Origin of the sequence: Lysobacter sp. yr284 (genome assembly GCF_900107375.1) — a bacterium.
In the GTDB taxonomy this organism is placed as follows: domain Bacteria; phylum Pseudomonadota; class Gammaproteobacteria; order Xanthomonadales; family Xanthomonadaceae; genus Lysobacter.
In genome coordinates, this window is the sequence record NZ_FNPT01000001.1 from 1,239,381 (window position 1) to 1,256,846 (window position 17,466).

The following is a 17,466-nucleotide window of genomic DNA, read 5'->3' on the forward strand; positions in this document are numbered from 1 at the left end:
TCAGGCGGCCTCGTCGAGCAGCGCGCGCAAGCGCTCGCGCGCCTGCTGCCACAGGCGCTGCGCCGAACGCAGCGGCAGCCCCAGCGCGAGCGCCGTCTCCTCCTCGCTGAGCCCGGCGAACAACCGGCATTCCAGCACCCGCACCAGGCGCGCGTCGGCGTCGCCGAGCCGTTTGAGCGCGGCGTCGATCATCACCATCTCCTCGGCTTCCGAGTACGCCGCGCGCGCGGCGTCGAGATCGGCCTTGCCCAGGGTGGTGTGCGCGTGCCCGCCGCCGCGCTTGTCGGCGATGCGGTCGCGCGCATGGTTGATCAGCAACTGGCGCATCGCCATCGCCGCGACCGAAAGGAAGTGCGCGCGGCTCTCGATGCCGCCGGCGCCGCCGCGGTCCAGGCGCAGATAGCAGTCGTGCACCAGCGCGGTGACCTCCTGCGCGCCCGAACCCGCGCTGGCGCGCCGCGCCAGCCGCTTGAGATCGGCGTACAGCAGGTGCACCACCCGGTCCCAGGCGGCGCCGTCGCCACCGCGCGCCTGCCCGAGCAGGACGGTGATTTCGCCCATGGTTGAAGCGCCTCGTTGGATTGTGCGCGGCGGCCGGCGCGGTTGCCCGCGCCGCGGCGGCCGCCCCCTGCGGCCCGTCGCCCGTCCTCGCATCGCGAGGATCAAAGTGCCATCGGCGGCGATCCGCGCGGCATGATTTTTGCGGTTGGAATGCGCCAAAGGCCAACGTTCATCGCAGATTTTCTTGATGCGATGCAGCAAGCGCCGATCGTTGGCGGGAATCTCCTGCGCACCGGGTGAATTGACTACGACGCGCCCCTGCGCAGCCGAAACGCTTTCGGCGACTGCGGCCGGCGGACGTCGGCGGTGCGCGATCGCGTCGCACCGCAACCCAACCACTGCGGAGAACGAATGATGAAAGTCGGTTACATGAGGACGGCGCTGTGGGCGCCGGCCGTGGCCCTGGGCCTGTGCGCGGCGGCGGCGCTGCCCGCGGCGGCCCAGAACGTCGGCGCGGGCAAACTCGCGCTGCGCGACCAGTCCAGCCTCGGCCTGCGCGCGGCGGCCGAGCAGGGCCTGCGCAAGATGATGCTGGAGATGAGCAACGGCCGTGCCGCCGCGGCCAGGCTGCCCGACGGGTTTCCGATCGCCGCGGCGACCTACGGCGACCTGCGCTCGGTCTCGCTCGGCGCCGGCTTCGAGGTCAACACGGTCGATCCGGCGGCGTTGATGTACGCCAACGCCGCCGCCGACCTGAGCCGCATCGCGCGCGGCACCGACACCTGGAAGTTCGTGATCCTGTCCGCCGGCAAGCCGGTCGGCCTGCTCGACATGGACCGGGTCGACGGCCGCTGGCAGGCGGTCGGCGCCGGCGCGTCCGCGCTCGCGGCCGACCTGGTCGCCGCCGCGCCGGCCACCGGCGACGGCTCGTTCCGCTTCGTGCGCATCTACCAGGCCACGTCCGACCTGATCGAAGTGCGCGGCGCCGGCGAGCGCTCGCGGTTCGTGCCGATGGCCTCGGCGCGGCGCTCGCTCGCGCTGTCCGCCGCGGCCAAGAACGCGACCGGCGCCGAGCAGGCGCTGGACAGCGAAGACCTGCTGCCGGCGCTGCAAGCGGCCGTGCGCGGCAACCTGCAGCGCGGCCAGCGCTGACCGACCGAACCGAATTGCGGAGCCCTTCGATGAACCTCAAGAACAAACTGTCCACGGCCGCGCTGCTGGCGCTGGCCGCGCTCGGCACCGCCTCGGCCGGCGTGCTCAACGTTCCGCTGTACAAGCAGGAACACAGCAACTGGTGCTGGGCGGCCTCGGCCTCGATGATCATGAGCTTCCACGGCAAGTGGGTCGCCCAGTGCTCGATGGCGAACTATTCCTTCGGCATCGACTACGCCTGCGGCAACTACCCCTTCAACTGGAACAACTACGCCAACCAGGGCAACTGGAACTACGACGTCGACGACGCGATGAACTATTTCTGGGGCAGCCAGCGCTTCTACCAGCAGAACGGCTACCTGAGCCAGGCCAACCTGAAAGCGCGCATCGACGCCAACAAGCCCTTCATCATGTCCTGGCGCTGGAGCAACGGCGGCGCCCACGACGTGGTGGTGACCGGTTACTCGGGCAGCTACGTCTACTTCAACGATCCCTGGGAAGGCAGCTACTACCGCACCTACGCCGCGACGGTTTCGGCTTCGGACCGGCAGTGGGAGGACTCGCTGCTGCAGTAACGGCCGCAGGCGCGCCCGACGCCGGCCGAACTCCGGCGCGGGCGCGCACGGCGCAGCCCGCGTCCATCGTCGGGCGAAAACATGAGCGCCGCGGCCTGTTCGACGGGCCGCGGCGTTCGTGCGTTCGCGCAGCCCGGGGCCGGGCCACGCGAGGCCGCCGGGTGCGCCGCCGCGTTCCGGCAGGCAGACGGCGTCAGGCCAGCGCGCGTTTCAGATAGGCCGCGGTCCGGCTCGCCGCGATGCGCGCGACCTCCTCCGGCGTCCCGGCCGCGACGATCGCGCCGCCCTCCTCGCCCGCACCCGGCCCCAGGTCGATCACCCAGTCGCTGTCGGCCACCACCCGCATCTCGTGCTCGATCACCACCACGGTGTTGCCGGCGTCGACCAGCCCGTGCAGCTGCACCATCAGCTTGTCGACGTCCGCCGCATGCAGGCCGGTGGTCGGTTCGTCGAGCACGTACAGGGTATGCCCGCGCTGGCTGCGGTGCAGTTCGGTCGCCAGCTTGATCCGCTGCGCCTCGCCGCCGGACAGTTCGGTCGCCGGCTGCCCCAGCCGCAGGTAGCCCAGGCCGATGTCGCGCAGCACCGTCAACGGCCGGGCGATGTTCTCTTCGTCGTGGAAGAACGCCAGCGCCTCGGCCACGGTCATCGCCAGCACCTGGGCGATGTTGCGCTCGCGCCAGGTCACTTCCAGGGTCTTGTCGTTGTAGCGCTGGCCGTGGCAGGTCGGGCACGGCGCGTACACGGTCGGCATGAACAACAATTCGACCTGGACGAAGCCTTCGCCTTCGCAGGTCTCGCAGCGGCCCTTGGCGACGTTGAACGAGAAGCGCCCGGCGTCGTAGCGGCGCGACTTGGCCAGCTTGGTCTGGGCGAACAGTTTGCGCACCGGGTCGAACAGGCCGGTGTAGGTGGCCAGGTTGGAACGCGGGGTGCGGCCGATGGGTTTCTGGTCGACGTTGACCAGGCGCTCGACCGCGTCGGCGCCGCGGCCCAGGCGGCCGGCGGTGGGGCGCACTTCGCTGGGTTGCGGCGGGCCGTCGTCGGCGGGTTCGTCTTCGGGTTCGTGGCCCAGGCGCGCGCCCATCAGTTCGACCAGGGCTTGGCTGATCAGGCTCGACTTGCCCGAGCCGGACACGCCGGTGACCGCGGTCAGCACGCCCAGCGGAATGCGCGCGTCGATGCCGTGCAGGTTGTTGCGGTGGACGCCGTGCAGTTCCAGCCAGTGCGCCGGTTCGCGCCGCGCCTTGCCGCGTTCGCGGCGTTGTTCGCCGAACAGGTAGCGCGCGGTCTGCGACGCTGCGACCGTGCGCAGCCCCTCCGGCGGGCCGCTGTACAGCACTTGCCCGCCCTCCTCGCCCGCGCCGGGGCCGACGTCGACGATCCAGTCCGCGCGCCGCATCATATCGAGGTCGTGTTCGACCACGAACACCGAGTTGCCGGTGCCCTTGAGCTGGTCCAACGCGTGGTGCAGCGCTTCGCTGTCGGCCGGGTGCAGGCCGGCGGAGGGTTCGTCGAGCACGTAGACCACGCCGAACAGGTTGGAGCGGATCTGGGTGGCCAGGCGCAGGCGCTGCAGTTCGCCGGGCGACAGCGTCGGCGTGGTCCGGTCCAGGGCGAGGTAGCCCAGGCCCAGCGCCTGCAGCGCGGCGATGCGTTCGACCAGGTCGTGGGCGATGCGCTGCGCGGCGATGCGTTTTTCCTCGGACAGGTCCGGCGTGCGGCGCACGTCGGTGCCGCCGGCATGCGCCGAGCCGCCGCGGGCGACCCGGCGCGCGGTATCGCTGCGGCTGGCGGCGCGGCTGCGGGTGGCGCCGCGGGCCGGCGCGTCGAAGCGGCCGGCCGCGGCCGGCGCCAGGGTCTGCGCGATCGCGTTCAACGACAGCCGCGACAGGCTGCCGATGTCGAGACCGGCGAAGCTCACCGACAGCGCCTCGGGCTTCAAGCGGCGGCCGTCGCACACCGGGCAGGCCGCGCCGGTCATGAAGCGGGCCACGCGCTTCTTCATCAGCGCGCTGTGGGTGGTGGCGAAGGTGTGCAGGATGTAGCGGCGCGCGCCGGTGAAGGTGCCCATGTAGCTGGGTTCGGCCTTGCGCCGCAGCGCCGCGCGTGTCTGCGCCGGGGTCATGCCGGCGTAGACCGGCGCGACGGGTTGCTCCTCGGTGTAGAGGATCCAGTCGCGGTCCTTCTTGGGCAGTTCGCGCCACGGGATGTCGACGTCGTAGCCCAGCGTCACCAGGATGTCGCGCAGGTTCTGCCCGTGCCAGGCCGGCGGCCACGAGGCGATCGCGCGCTCGCGGATGCTCAGCGACGGGTCCGGCACCATCGAGCGCTCGGTGACTTCGTAGACGAAGCCCAGGCCGTGGCAGTTCGGGCAGGCGCCTTGCGGCGTGTTCGGCGAGAAATCCTCGGCGTACAGCATCGGCTGGTCGGCCGGATAGGTGCCGGCGCGCGAGTACAGCATGCGCAGCAGGCTCGACAGCGTGGTGACGCTGCCGACCGTGGAGCGCACGTTCGGCGTGCCGCGCTGCTGCTGCAGCGCGACCGCCGGCGGCAGGCCCTGGATCTCGTCCACGTCGGGCACGCCGACCTGGTCGATCAGGCGCCGCGCATACGGCGACAGCGATTCCAGGTAACGGCGCTGCGCCTCGGCGAACAGCGTGCCGAAGGCGAGCGAGGACTTGCCCGAGCCGGACACGCCGGAAAACACCACGAACGCGTCGCGCGGGATGCGCACGTCGACGTCCTTGAGGTTGTGCTCGCGGGCGCCGCGCACGCGGACGTAGGCGGCGTCGCCGGTTTGCGGGGATCGGGGGTTGGAAGCCATGGGCGGGGCGCGACAACGCGTTGCATCGGGGGGCGCATAGTGTGAACCCTACGGCGTCGACGCGGCATCGCGCCGCTGCCCCGTCACGCCGCCGAACGCGCCTCGCCGGCCGCGACCTGGCCCAGGATCGCCGCGAGCGAGCGGCATCCGGCCTCGTCCAGCGGCAACACCGGATGGCGCGGCGCGCCGACGTCCAGCCCCTGCAGGCGCAAGCCGGCCTTGACCGTTTTCGGCAGGCCGCCCTTGAGGATGAACTGCAGCAGCGGCAGTTGCCGGTAGAACGCCCTGCGCGCCGTCGCCAGGTTGCCGGACTGCACCGCGGCGTACAGGCCCAGGGTCTGCTCGGGAATCAGGCAGGCCGCGGCCGTGCACCAGCCGGTCGCGCCGGCGGCGAAGGCCTCCAGCGCCAGCGGATTGCTGCCGTTGAAGAACGGCACCGTGCCGCCCGACAGCTCGTGGATCCGGTGCATGCGCTGGATGTCGCCCGAGCTCTCCTTGATCATGCGGACGTTGTCGATCTCGCGGACCATGCGGATCATCAGCTCCGGCGACATGTCGATGCCGCTGGTGGCCGGGTTGTTGTAGGCCATGATCGGCAGCCCGGTGGCCGCGGCGATGCGCGCGTAGTGCTGGAACACTTCCTCTTCGCCGAGTTTCCAGTACGAGGTCGGCAGGACCATGATCGCGTCGGCGCCGGCTTCCTCGGCGAAGCTCGCGCGGCGCGCGGCGGCGGCGGTGGTCAGCTCGGAGATGCCGACGATCGCCGGCACCCGCTTGGCGACGCGAATCACCGAGGTTTCCACGACGTGGCGCCATTCGGATTCGCTGAGGTAGGCGCTTTCGCCGGTGCTGCCCAGCGGCGCGATCGTGTGCACGCCGGCGTCGATCAAGCGGTCGATCAGGCGCACGAGCATGTCGGCGTCGACGCTGCCGTCTTCCTCGCGGAACGGAGTGATCGGATAGGCGACGATGCCGTGGAGGTCGAGGGTGTGCATGAGGGTTTCCTTGATGCTGCGCGCGATCAGGCGGCGTAGGACAGGCAATCGGCGTGCTGCTTGAGCGCGCGCCGCGCGTAGTAGGCGAAGGTGACCTGGCTGCGCTTGGGCGTGGAGATCCAGTCGTGCGCCTCGCGCGCCAGCGCCTCGGGAATCGGCTTGATCTCGCCGGCCGCCATCGCCAGCAACTGCAGCTTGGCCGCGCGTTCGAACAGCGACGCCAGCACGCAGGCTTCCTCGATGCTCGCGCACGCGACCAACTGGCCGTGGTGGGCGAGCAGGATCGCGCGCTTGTCGCCGAGCGCGGCGGAGATGATCTCGCCCTCCTCGTTGCCCACCGGCACGCCGGGCCACTCCTTGAGGAAGGCGCAGTCGTCGAACAGCGGGCAGATGTCCATGTGAGAGACCGTCAGCGGCACTTCCAGCATCGACAGCGCGACGACGTGCAGCGGATGGGTGTGGATGATGCAGTTCACGTCCGGCCGCGCGCGATACACCCAGCTGTGGAAGCGATTGGCCGGATTGGCCATGCCGTCGCCTTCGAGCACGTTGAGGTCTTCGTCGACCAGCAGCAGGTTGTTCTCGGAGATTTCGTCGAAGCCCAGGCCGAGCCGCTGCGTGTAGTAGGTACCGGGCCGCTCGGCGCGGCAGGTGATCTGGCCGGCGAGGCCGGAATCGTGGCCGGCATCGAACAGGATCCGGCAGGTCAGCGCCAGTTTCTGTCGCGGCGTCCAGGCGTTGTCGGGCAGCACCTGCTGCATGTTTTGCCGGGCCTTGGCGACGAGCGTGTCTTTATCGAGTGTCAGGGTGGTAGCCATGGTTGGACCTCAGTGATCGGCGCCGTTCTCGGGGGAGGGATGGCAGGAAGCGCTCGCGTTCTCCGCGGCGGGCCGGCGCGGAAGCAACCGGCCCGGGACGCGAGAACACCGCGGAGCCTTTATGACACAAAGTGTCCTGTGGGACAATAGGGCTCCAACCCAGGTGCGGATATGGCTGCTCGGCTCAGAAGTTTGCGCAAGAAGTACGGCTGGACGATCGAGGCGCTGGCGCAGCAGACCGGCCTGACCAAGAGCTACCTGTCTAAGGTCGAGCGCGGCCTGAGCGTGCCCTCGATCGCGGTGGCGCTGAAGCTCGCGCACGCGTTCAAGATCGACGTCGAGCAGTTGTTCTCCGACGAAGCCGGCGAGCGCGCGTCGTACACCGTCGTGCGCGCCGGCGAACGCACGCCGATCGCGCGCTCGGGCAAGGCCAGCAAGCCCGCTTACGAAGGCATCGCGACCCAGCTCAGCCACAAGCGGCTGCTGCCCTTCATGATGTATCCGCCGCCGGACTTCGCCACCTCCGAGTTCAAGGAGCACGCCGGCGAAGAGCTGATGTTCGTGCACAAGGGCGAGGTCGAGGTGATGCTGGCCGGCCACAGCGTGCTGCTCGGCGTCGGCGACAGTCTCTATTTCGACGCGCAGATACCGCATCGGCTGCGCTCCACCGGCGGCGAGCAGGCGCAGGTGCTGGTGGTCGTGCACGATGCGCAGGCCGAGGCCGATCGCGGCTGAGCGGCGGCGCGCCGACGGCTTCGCGGCATGCCATCGGGACTCCCGCGCCCCGGCTTCATCCGCGCCGGGTCGCGGCGCTCAATCGCAGGCGCCGCCGGCGCCGACCGGACGCTTGAACATCAGCATGAAAGCGTCCAGCCGCGAACCGCTTTCTCGTCCGGCGACCTTCAAGCCCAGCGCGCCCGGTTCCAGCAGCAGGTTGCCGCCGCCTTGCGCGACGCGCCAGGTCCAGTCCGCGCCGTTGGGCAGGCTCCAGGTCTGCGCCGGGCCGTAGGACGCGTCCTGCGGCCGAAGATAGGACAGATAGAAGCTGTCGGCGGACGGGTTGGGCGCCTGGGTCCTGCCCAGCAGCGCATAGCAGCCGCGCACGGGAACGGACAGGCGATAGGTGGCCACGCCGGTGTTGGCCGCACTGCCCTGCGGCAAGCCGACCGCATGGCCGGACACCGCGCGGATATCGGCCGTCTCGACGAAACCGTCGGCGACCTCGCTGGCGCCGTAGCTGGGCGGCAACTTGTTCCTGCCGACCTTGCTCAGCCACAGGTACTCGAGTTTCGCGCCGGGTTCGCGCGCGTACACGCGCAAGGTATGCGTCGCGTTGTCGGACAGCGCGAACGCGGTCGCGGCATGGGTGGGGCCGGCGCTGACCGGTTCGTAGCTCCAGACGTTTCGGCCGGTCAGGTGCCAGTCCAGCAACAGACCGTCGTCGATCTGGACGTAGAAACTATCGTCGCCGGCCGATTGCGCGAATGCGGCGCCGCCCAGGGCGTAGTCGCCTTTTTGGCCCGAGGCGATGTCGAACGTCCAGCTGGCGACATTGCCCGGCGCATAGCCGGCGGTGCTGACCAGGTGGTCGCCGAAGGCGCCCGCGTCCGTCTGCCGCGTCATGCTGCCCGACAGCGTCGCCGCCGAAGGCTTGAACATGAAGCCCAGCGGCTTGCCCTGCGCATCCGCGGTCGCGGGAACCCGGCCCGACGCCGTCGGTCGCGGAAAATCGCATGCGGTCCGATACAGCAGGAGATCCGAAGCGGGCGGCAGGATCTCCGCGCCGTCTTGCGTCGTCCTGGCTCCATCGCGGTTCGACGGCAGCGTTTCCCAACGCAGATAGTAGTGGAGCCTCGACAGGACCGGATAGTTGTGCAGTTCGACCGGAGGCGGATAGACGACGGAACTGCGCCGCACCTCCATCTTGGCCGGGATCGGTTCCGGCGTTCGATAGGTGCTGCTGGAAACATCGCTGTCGCCGGCGGCCGGCCCGCTCGCGCATAGCGGGGTGTTGGGCGCGGTGTAGACCAGGGTCGAGCCCGGCGGCGAAAACAACGCGGTCAGGCTCGTGTCGTCGATGATGTAGGGGCCGCTGCTCGGGTCCTTGACATCCGAGGTCTCGATCCGCACCGCGACCGTGCTCAGGCCGTCCAGCGGATCGTCCGTGGCGAAGCTGTTGTCGGCCTTGCCGGAACCGCTGACCGTACCGCCGCCGCTGAAATCCCAGCGCGAGACCGAGCGGGTCAACTGCACGCTGCGCCAGGCGCCGGTTGCCGGGTCCGGACGCGCGAGATGGATCTGCGATTTTCCGCCGGCATCGTATTTGTGATACGCAAGCATCGGCACGCCGTTGCGGTCGAACGACAGCGCCGGCTGGCCGTTGGCCAGGCCGCCCTTGCGCGGGATGTCGTCGACGGTCGTCGACGTCGTGGCCGGCGTCACCGGCAAGGCCACGGGCCGGCCGAACGCATCGGTCCAATTCGCCAGATCGGCGGTGCGCATGTAGGACAGCCGATAGTTGTCTTCGGCTTCGCCGATGCGGCCGTCGTCGGTCAAGCCTCGCCACATGAACACGCAATGCAGATAGCCGCCGTTGGCGATGCATTCGGGATAAGCGCTGTACGCACCGCTCCAGGAAAACAGCGCCGGCCCTCCCGTGGCCGCGGCGAAGGCCTTGGCCGCGGCGTCGTAGCGCGCCAGATACAGGCTTCCGCTCTTCAGGCCGGCATCGCTGTGGTTTCGATAGGAAAACAGGAACTCGCCCTTGGGTCCGGCCAGGAAGGTCGGATAGGTCACCCGGTTTTCCTGCGCGGCGCCCAGCACCGCCGCAACCCGCTGCATGAAGCTCGCGCTCATCTGCGCAGCCGAGGTGATCGGCTGCGCCGACCGGTAATAGATCATCGTCTCGGAGTAATGCATGTTGCCCGACAGGTGCACGTAGCCGGCCGAATCGATCTTCATCGCCAGATAGTTGTGGCTGTCCCATCCGACCGCGCGGGTGTCGCTCAGCGTGGTGCGGAACCATACATCAGAGTCGAGATCGCGCGCCGCGAGCGTGATGTGCCGGTCGCGGCCGTTGTAATACGCCGCCAGCTGCAGCGTCTGGGTGGTGACCAGGGCGAAACCGACCGGATGCCCGGACCACACCGAATCGACTGGCGCGACCAGGCGCTGGTTCTTGCCGAGCACGTCGTCGGGAAAGTCGGCGCGGGCCGGAGCGGATGTCGCGAACGGGCCGACGCAGAGCGCGGCCGCCAGCGTCCACCACCGGCAACGAACGGATGAACGACGGGTCATGCAGGCTCCTTCCTGGCGATCGCGCCCGGCGCGGGCGTGGGATGCCCGTCCCCGGCCGATACTATGCCAACGCGCCCCCGGACGCCCGCTGCGCGGGGGCGCTTGCGGCTGGCGCGCAACGTCCTGACGTGGATCCGCCATGCCGGCACCCAGCCGCAGGCGATTCAATCCCTGCGCATCCGTCTGGCCGCGAGCGCCTGATCGAATCGACCGCCGCGCCGTTCGCGAAAGAGGACGGCGAGATCGTCATCGACGAACACGGCGACGCCGGTCCGCCGATCCGCCATGACCGCGCCGAGGGAACGCCGGCTTGCGGCATCGCGCGTCGCCGCCCGGCCGGGCGCCGCGTCCGCATCGGCCAGCCGCCGCCGAGCGCCAGGAACAGGTCCACCTGGCGGTCGGCCAGCTGCGCGCGCGACTAGGCGAGCGCGGATTCGGCGTCGGCCAGGGCGGCCTGCGCGGACAGCACATCGAGGAAACCGATCCTGCCGAAGCGATACAGGCGCCCCGCCTGGCCGCTCGCGCGGGCGGCATCGTCGCGCGCCAGGGCCAGGCTGCGCTCGCGGTCGATCTCCTGCGAATAGGCGCGAAGCGCGGCTTCCGTCTGCCGCAGCGCCTGCAACGTCGCGCCGTCGAACGCCGCCAACGCGCGCCTGTGCTACCTGTTCGTCGAGCTCGGCATCGTGGCCCTGCCGCAGCAGTGCGTGACGCTGTCCATTTCGCCGATGGTGCGCGAGACGATCCTGCACTTGGCCGATACCCCGCTGGACTATCCGCGCGACGGCCACGCCGACCGCCTCGCCCGCGTCCTGCTCGGCGAACTGGTGCGGATGCCGGCCGAACGGCTGTACGTGCCGGTCAGCGACCACCCGAAGATCCGCGGCTGGCCGATGCGCTGTCCGCGAATCCCGCCGACCGCGGCACCATCGCCCAATGGGCCAGGCGGCTGGCGCTGGGAGAGCGCACGTTGACGCGCCTGATCGCGCGCGAAACCGGCCTGTCCTTCGGCCGTTGGCGACAGCAGTTGCACCTGCTCGTCGCCATCCGCGAGCTGGCCGGCGGAACCCAGGTGCAGCGGGTGTCCGAAAGCCTCGGCTACGAGTCGGTGACGGCGTTCATCACCATGTTCGAGAAAGCGCTCGGGCGTTCGCCCACCCGCTATTTCGCGGCGCGTTCGCAGAGCCAACCGGCGGACGCGCCGGGCGAGGATTGAGCGTTTCGGCGGTCGCAGCACCCTGGTTGGATGCAGTCGGCGATTGCGATCGCCGGCCGAACCGCGATTCGTTGGCGGCGACGAAGGGAAGACTGTCGTCGTTCACCAATATGGGGATCCCGACTCTCCGGCTGAACTACCGATAGCGCCGTTACGGCTTCGCCTCAACGCCAAGACCGCGCTGATTCGACCTGGCTCCTCGCGACTGTTTTCCGAACTTCAAGTATAAAAAAGGCCGCCCATGACCTTGCGGCCAGGAGCGGCCTTCTTTTTGCAGCAACAGCCGGTCGTGGCCGCTTGCCAGCTGGTTGCAAACGCGCACGACGCCAAAGGCGATGCAGGCGCTGCTTAGAACGGTAGTGAACACGTGCTTGAATGTAAATTTATCAATGCAACTCGCAGACAGCGCATTCCTGAACACCATCGAGGATGAGGACGTACGTTCTGTCCTCTCGGCGCGGTGGCGTCGCTCGACCCCTGAGGCAGGCGGTGTACGCCCCCTCAACTTGGCCGTCGAGATTTATTGATGAGCCGGACAACTCGCCGCTGGCAGCGGTTGCTCATCCTCTGCTCCAGCTTTTCCTAGCCAGGGGCACGAGGCCAGGCAAGTCGGAATGGCCGTCCATGTAGATGCGCTGACGGTGATCCCCGAGTAGACCCAGCGTGGGACCACTATCCTTACCTGAACCAGCAGGCGCGCCTCATACTCCTCGCCGATGGCAACGTGAGCCGACTGCGGCGAACCCTTCTCGGAGTTCATGCGCACGGCCTTGAGCGCCACGGCTAGGCAGCCCCCGACCGCAGGCCCTGGTGGCCCATACAACCGAAACTCTGCAAGCATGTCTTCGCCGGCCCCAACTTCATGCTGTACTGAAACGGCAGTGCTGTGGTCGGGCAAATCGACTGTGAGGATGCGCATCCTGACACAGCCTATTCCGCGTGACGATCGCGACTATGCGCCCTCCATCCATGCGCACCGAATTTCTTGCGACTCTCGAATGCATTTATCCGCGCATTCATAAGCCTGCATGGCAGCGCACTGGTCTATTTATAAATTTGGTGAACATCAAAGACCGCGTAGCGACACCTGCGATCACACCCTGCGATCAAATTCGTAATGCGATCTCTTTTCGCAAACAGATGACATGGCGATCAACGCGCTCGCCAGCATCATGCTCGAGATAAAGCAGCTCCAACTTACGCTATCGACTGCGTTTGTCGTCCAAGAAAAAACGGCACTGCCGCACATGCGTGCAACCTGCCGAAGCAATACAAAGTGCACACGATAAAAAAACACGTCGCTTTAACACTGCGCCTCATACGTTCCAAAGAAACTCGCATGCCCGTATCGGGCGAACTGCGATGAACTTGTCGAAGCGGCAAAGTGTGCCGCTCGCAAAAGATCGCGCTTCATCAAGCAGCATACAGTCTTGGCTTTCAAGGACGATGGCATCGATGGCGGACAACTATTCTGGAAATTTGGCCGGCGCGCTGCTATGCGGCCATGTCCAACAAAAGCTGGCGGACAAGACCGCTGTTATCGGCAGTGGGGGCAATTGCAGCTACGGACAGTTGCGCCGCCGCGTTTCACGCATGGCCGGGGCCTTTCGCGCACGTGGACTTTCCAGTGGCGACACGGTCGCGCTGCTGATCGAAGACGAACTGGACTTGATCGTCGCATGGCTGGCGGTGCTATGGCAGGGCGGCGTGGCGGCGATCCTGAATTGCCAGCTCCCCGACGATCATTATCCGCAGTACTTCGATCGCATCGACGCACGGCTGACGGTCGCTTCGCCGACGATGACGGCCCGGCTGCAGGAACGGGCCGGATCGCTATGCCGCGACTGGGTGAGCAGCCGCGATCTGGACACGGCAGCGGAAGCCGACGCCGTGGACTTTCCGGCCGCGCGAGAGGCAGATGATCCCGCTGTAATCCTGTTCACCTCAGGGACCACCGGCCGGCCTTCGGGACTTGTGCATCGGCATGGCGATTTCGTGCTCACCAATCGAAATTACGCCGACCGCGTGATCGGCTTGGCAGAGACGGACATCGTCTATTCGCCCTCGCCGCTGTTTTTCGCGTATGGCTTGAACAGCGTACACATGGCCCTGTACCGCGGCGCGACCGCGGTATTGCCGACGCTCGACCGCTCGCGCGAAACGATCCTGCAATGCCTGCGCCGGCATCGACCGAGCGTGCTCTTCGCCGTCCCCACCGTGTACCGGCTGTTGCTGGAAAACAGCCGCCGCGAGGACCTCGCATCGCTGCGCCTGTGCGTGTCCGCGGGCGAAGCCTTGCCGCAACCGATCGCCGCGGCATGGCAGCAGACTTACGGCCATCGTATCGTCGACGGCATCGGTACCACCGAGGTTCTCAGCACCTTCATCTCGAATCGCCCGGACGACATCCGCACCGGAAGCACCGGCCGGGTCGTGCCCGGATTCGAGCTGCGCCTGGTGGCCGACAACCACGCGGACGCCGCCGACGAGGAAGCGGGCGTGCTGTGGGTCAAGGGCGATACCCTGCCCTCGTCCTACCTCGGCGACGCCGCGGCCAGCGCCAAGCGATTTCGTGATGGCTGGTTCGTCACCAACGACCTGTTCCGGCGCGACCGCGACGGCTATTACTACTATCTGGGCCGCAGCGACGACGCGCTCAAGATCGGCGGCCAATGGATGTCGCCGATCGACCTGGAAAACCGCTTGCTCGAGCATCCGGATATCGAGCAGTGCGTGGTGGTCGCGACCGCCGACGACTGGGACCTTCCGCGCCCCTGCGCCTTCATCGTGCCGCGTCCGGGCGCGGACAAGCGCGACTGGCAGAAGGAGCTCAAGCAGTTCTGCCGCGAGCGCTTGCCGACGGCGATGTATCCGCATTTCGTCGAAACCGTAGACGATCTGCCGCGCACCTTCAGCGGCAAGTTCCAGCGCTTCCGCCTGCGCGATCGCGCCGAACAGCGGCGGCGCGATGCCGGCGCGATGCGCGGCCCGACCCTGCTGCCGCGCGAGGTGTTCGAGGAACTGATCGCCGCGGGCCACAACCAGGTGCCGGTGCTGCGCAGCGCGCCGCTCGGCGAGCTGCGCGCCACCGACCTGCTGCGGGCCTTGCCCGGCGACGACAAATTCCTGCTCGACAGCACCCGGGTTTCGCAGGAAGGGCGCTATTCCATCCTCGGCAGCCAGCCTTTCCTGCGCTTTCGCGCCAAGGCCGATCGCTACTGGATCGACGGCCGCGAGAGCCAGGGCGATCCGATCGCGGCGTTGAAGGCGCTGCACGCCCGCTACCGTGGCCTGCGCCTGCCCGGAATGCCGCTGTTCTGCGGCGGCGCGGTCGGCTTCTTCGCCTACGAAGCCAACCATTACTTCGAGCAGCTTCCGCGCCACCCCAACGACGACGTCGAGCTGCCGGATCTGTTCTTCGACTTCATCGACAACTTCATCGTCATCGATCATCTGGAACACACGGTGATGGCGGTAGCCACCGGCGCAGACTACGACCGCGGCCTGCAGCGCCTGGACGAACTGTCCGAAGTCATCGAGAGAGCGCGCGCCGCGCCGGCGCAACCGCGGGCACCGCTGCACGAGCGGTTGGCCGAATTCAGCTCCAACTACGCGCCGGACCTCTATTGCGATGCGATCGCGCGCATCCAGGAATACATCCGCAGCGGCGATGTCTACCAGGTCAACCTGTCGCAGCGCCTGCAAGTGGACTATGCCGGCGACGGGCTGGCGTTGTACGAGGCGCTGGCCAGGATCAACCCGGTGCACTTCGCCAGCTACTTCTGCTTCGACGGCTTCCAGATCATCAGCGCTTCGCCCGAACGGCTGGTCCGGGTCGAGCGCCGCCGCGCCGTCACCCGGCCTATCGCCGGCACCCGGCGCAAGGGCAGCGACGAGGAAAACGCCCGCTTCATCGAAGAGCTGCGCACCTGCGACAAGGAGAACGCCGAGCATGCGATGCTGGTGGACCTGGAACGCAACGACCTGGGCCGGGTATGCAAGCACGGCTCGGTGCAGATCGAGAAGCTGATGGAGATCACCGAGTACACCCACGTGATCCACATCGAATCCGAAGTCGTCGGCCAGCTTGCCGACGAGGTCGACCTGCTCGACGTGGTCGGCGCGACCTTCCCCGGCGGCACGATCACCGGGGTTCCGAAGATCCGCACCATGGAGGTCATCACCGAGCTGGAGCCGAACACGCGAGGCATCTACACCGGCTCGATCGGCTATCTCAGCTTCGCCGGCGATATGGATCTCAACATCGTCATCCGCACGGTTCTGCTGAAACAAGGGCGCGCCTATGTGCAGGTCGGCGGCGGCGTGGTGATCGACGGCGAACCGGCGCGCGAATACAAGGAAACCTTGAACAAGGCCCGCTCGCAGTTGATGGCCCTGGCCCAATAGGACGTGGAGACGCGGACATGCTGTTGCTGATCGACAACTTCGATTCGTTCACCTACAACCTGGTGCAGGTGCTGGGCAAGCTCGGCGCGAAGATGCGCGTGGTGCGCAACGACGCCATCGGCGCGGCCGACATCGAGGCCATGCAGCCGGACCACATCCTGATCTCGCCGGGGCCCTGCACGCCCAACGAGGCCGGGATCTCGATGGAAGTGATCCGCCGTTTCGGCGGCCGGATTCCGATCCTGGGCGTGTGCCTGGGGCATCAGGCCATCGGCCAGGCCTACGGCGGCCGCGTGGTGCGCGCACCCGAACCGGTGCACGGCAAGACGGCCGCGATCCACCACAACGATTCCGGGGTGTTCAGCGGCCTGCCGTCGGGATTCTCCGCCGCGCGCTACCACTCGCTGATGGTCGCGGCCGCCAGCCTGCCCGACTGCCTGGAGATCACCGCCTGGCACGACGGCATCGTGATGGGCATTCGCCACCGCGAACTGGCGGCGCTGGAAGGCGTGCAGTTCCATCCCGAATCCTTCCTCACCCCGCTCGGGTCGGATCTGCTGGCCAATTTCCTGGACTATGCGATTCCGGCAACGCAGCAGTGGCAGCGCGACGCCGCCTAGCCCGCGGCCCGGTCGCCCGCCCAGGCATCGCCGCACGCGCAGCAGCGCCGGCGATGCCTGCCTCCCCCTTCCACGCACTGGAACGCGCATGAGCAAGCCCTACAAAAGCACCCAAACGGTCTGGGACAGCCGCTCCACCGTCCGCCGGCAGCAGCGCCGCATCCTCTCGGACGGCGACATCACCGGCTATCTGTTCCCGCCCGCCATCATCCCCTTGTGCGCCGACGAGCGCGTCTTGCGCCACGGCGAGCAGTTCAAGCGCCTGCTGCTGCAGCAATGCGCCTACAAGTACATGAGCGATGTCGCCCACGTCGAAACCGAAACCATCAACCGCGTCACGCTCGAGATCGTCAATCGCCGCGACGGGCTCGACCTGCCCGAGGACATGCGCTACGACGCCTACACGATCATCATCGACGAGGCCTACCACGCCTACGTCGCCGCTGATTTCGTGCGCCAAGTGAGCCAGCGCACCGGGGTGGCGCCGATCGCCGCGCCGCTGCACAGCGAATTGACCAAGGCGATGGAGCGGGCCAAGCAATCGCTGCCCGAGCAGATGCACCGCAACTTCGACATCGTGGCGATCTGCGTCGGCGAGAACACGCTGACCCAGGAAATGCTGGCGATCACCCGCGATGAATCGATCTGCCCCTATCTGGACGAGGTGATGAGCGACCACGTGCGCGACGAAGGCCGCCACTGCGTCTTGTTCAGCGATCTGCTCGAATGCGTATGGGCGCAACTGCCCGAGGCGCAGAAGCTGGCCATCGGCGCGCTGCTGCCGGCGTTCCTTCTGGACTACATGCGCCCCGACCTGAATATCGCCTTCTTCCGCGAGATCCTCGTCGCCCTGGGCATGGACGCCGAGGAAGCCGCCGCCGCGGTTGCCGACGCCTATCCGCCGATGAGCACCGTCGAGATCGTCGCCGTCAACCCGATCCTCGGCCATCTGATCGGCATCCTCGAACGGCGCGGCGTGTTGGCGCATCCCCCTACCCACGCCGCCTTTCTTGAGGCGGGACTGATCCAGCAGCAAGCCGCGTGATGAATCCACCACGGCG

13 protein-coding genes and 1 pseudogene are annotated in these 17,466 nt (G+C 67.8%); 8 read left to right on the top strand and 6 right to left on the bottom strand.

Features of this window, described 5'->3' with window-relative positions; translation table 11 throughout:
• Entirely contained in the window at positions 1-561 is a 561-nt protein-coding gene (locus tag BLV01_RS26110; protein ID WP_175485769.1) for an ECF-type sigma factor, read from the bottom strand.
• Positions 562-915: 354 nt separating this feature from the next.
• Between BLV01_RS26110 and BLV01_RS04915 the strand changes: the two genes are divergently transcribed.
• The gene (locus tag BLV01_RS04915; RefSeq protein ID WP_139178479.1) at positions 916-1,653 is read left to right on the top strand and encodes a hypothetical protein; all 738 of its coding nucleotides are present in this window, start codon (positions 916-918) and stop codon (positions 1,651-1,653) included.
• 29 nt (positions 1,654-1,682) lie between these two features.
• Positions 1,683-2,228, top strand: coding sequence for a C39 family peptidase (locus BLV01_RS04920; RefSeq protein WP_091794493.1), 546 nt, complete (start codon positions 1,683-1,685; stop codon positions 2,226-2,228).
• 193 nt (positions 2,229-2,421) lie between these two features.
• Here BLV01_RS04920 and uvrA read toward each other — a convergent pair whose 3' ends face one another.
• The 3 genes from uvrA to BLV01_RS04935 form a co-directional block, all read right to left on the bottom strand.
• Positions 2,422-5,055: an excinuclease ABC subunit UvrA gene (gene uvrA, locus BLV01_RS04925; RefSeq protein WP_091794495.1), complete on the bottom strand. Its 2,634-nt coding sequence runs from the start codon at positions 5,053-5,055 to the stop codon at positions 2,422-2,424.
• A gap of 83 nt (positions 5,056-5,138) precedes the next feature.
• Entirely contained in the window at positions 5,139-6,050 is a 912-nt protein-coding gene (locus tag BLV01_RS04930; protein ID WP_091794497.1) for a dihydrodipicolinate synthase family protein, read from the bottom strand.
• A 26-nt stretch (positions 6,051-6,076) separates the two neighbouring features.
• Positions 6,077-6,868, bottom strand: coding sequence for an aldolase (locus BLV01_RS04935; protein WP_091794498.1), 792 nt, complete (start codon positions 6,866-6,868; stop codon positions 6,077-6,079).
• Positions 6,869-7,039: 171 nt separating this feature from the next.
• On the opposite strand from BLV01_RS04935, the gene BLV01_RS04940 reads away from it, so the two are divergent.
• Positions 7,040-7,603, top strand: a complete 564-nt coding sequence (locus BLV01_RS04940) for a helix-turn-helix domain-containing protein (protein WP_091794500.1) — start codon at positions 7,040-7,042, stop codon at positions 7,601-7,603.
• 78 nt (positions 7,604-7,681) lie between these two features.
• On the opposite strand, the gene BLV01_RS04945 is transcribed toward BLV01_RS04940, so the two are convergent.
• Positions 7,682-10,165, bottom strand: a complete 2,484-nt coding sequence (locus BLV01_RS04945) for a BNR repeat-containing protein (RefSeq protein ID WP_175485770.1) — start codon at positions 10,163-10,165, stop codon at positions 7,682-7,684.
• Positions 10,166-10,523: 358 nt separating this feature from the next.
• Positions 10,524-10,814, bottom strand: a pseudogene (locus BLV01_RS26725) (TolC family protein); the annotation flags it as partial.
• A 34-nt stretch (positions 10,815-10,848) separates the two neighbouring features.
• Here BLV01_RS26725 and BLV01_RS26730 point away from each other — a divergent pair.
• The 5 genes from BLV01_RS26730 (at position 10,849) to BLV01_RS04970 (ending at position 17,450) form a co-directional block, all read left to right on the top strand.
• Positions 10,849-11,136: a hypothetical protein gene (locus BLV01_RS26730; protein WP_254782497.1), complete on the top strand. Its 288-nt coding sequence runs from the start codon at positions 10,849-10,851 to the stop codon at positions 11,134-11,136.
• Complete coding sequence (locus BLV01_RS26735; RefSeq protein ID WP_254782498.1) at positions 11,133-11,378, top strand: helix-turn-helix domain-containing protein; 246 nt, start codon at positions 11,133-11,135, stop codon at positions 11,376-11,378. The genes BLV01_RS26730 and BLV01_RS26735 overlap by 4 nt, the downstream gene beginning before the upstream one ends.
• 1,479 nt (positions 11,379-12,857) lie before the next feature.
• Positions 12,858-15,785 carry a benzoate-CoA ligase family protein gene (locus tag BLV01_RS04960; protein WP_175485771.1) on the top strand — a complete coding sequence of 976 codons (2,928 nt, stop codon included), beginning with the start codon at positions 12,858-12,860 and terminating at the stop codon, positions 15,783-15,785.
• A 17-nt stretch (positions 15,786-15,802) separates the two neighbouring features.
• A complete protein-coding gene (locus tag BLV01_RS04965; protein WP_091794506.1) occupies positions 15,803-16,405 on the top strand; it encodes an anthranilate synthase component II in 603 nt (200 codons plus the stop codon).
• A gap of 88 nt (positions 16,406-16,493) precedes the next feature.
• Positions 16,494-17,450, top strand: coding sequence for a diiron oxygenase (locus BLV01_RS04970; RefSeq protein ID WP_175485772.1), 957 nt, complete (start codon positions 16,494-16,496; stop codon positions 17,448-17,450).
• Positions 17,451-17,466 lie beyond the last annotated feature (16 nt).

What these genes read in the sequence shown, in the direction of transcription:
- BLV01_RS04970 (WP_175485772.1), top strand. Translation starts at nt 16,494, where the DNA reads ATGAGCAAGCCCTACAAAAGCACCCAAACGGTCTGGGACAGCCGCTCC.
- BLV01_RS04920 (WP_091794493.1), top strand. Translation starts at nt 1,683, where the DNA reads ATGAACCTCAAGAACAAACTGTCCACGGCCGCGCTGCTGGCGCTGGCC.
- BLV01_RS04915 (WP_139178479.1), top strand. Translation starts at nt 916, where the DNA reads ATGAAAGTCGGTTACATGAGGACGGCGCTGTGGGCGCCGGCCGTGGCC.
- BLV01_RS26110 (WP_175485769.1), bottom strand. Translation starts at nt 561, where the DNA reads ATGGGCGAAATCACCGTCCTGCTCGGGCAGGCGCGCGGTGGCGACGGC.
- BLV01_RS04940 (WP_091794500.1), top strand. Translation starts at nt 7,040, where the DNA reads ATGGCTGCTCGGCTCAGAAGTTTGCGCAAGAAGTACGGCTGGACGATC.
- BLV01_RS04930 (WP_091794497.1), bottom strand. Translation starts at nt 6,050, where the DNA reads ATGCACACCCTCGACCTCCACGGCATCGTCGCCTATCCGATCACTCCG.
- uvrA (WP_091794495.1), bottom strand. Translation starts at nt 5,055, where the DNA reads ATGGCTTCCAACCCCCGATCCCCGCAAACCGGCGACGCCGCCTACGTC.
- BLV01_RS04935 (WP_091794498.1), bottom strand. Translation starts at nt 6,868, where the DNA reads ATGGCTACCACCCTGACACTCGATAAAGACACGCTCGTCGCCAAGGCC.
- BLV01_RS04945 (WP_175485770.1), bottom strand. Translation starts at nt 10,165, where the DNA reads ATGACCCGTCGTTCATCCGTTCGTTGCCGGTGGTGGACGCTGGCGGCC.
- BLV01_RS04965 (WP_091794506.1), top strand. Translation starts at nt 15,803, where the DNA reads ATGCTGTTGCTGATCGACAACTTCGATTCGTTCACCTACAACCTGGTG.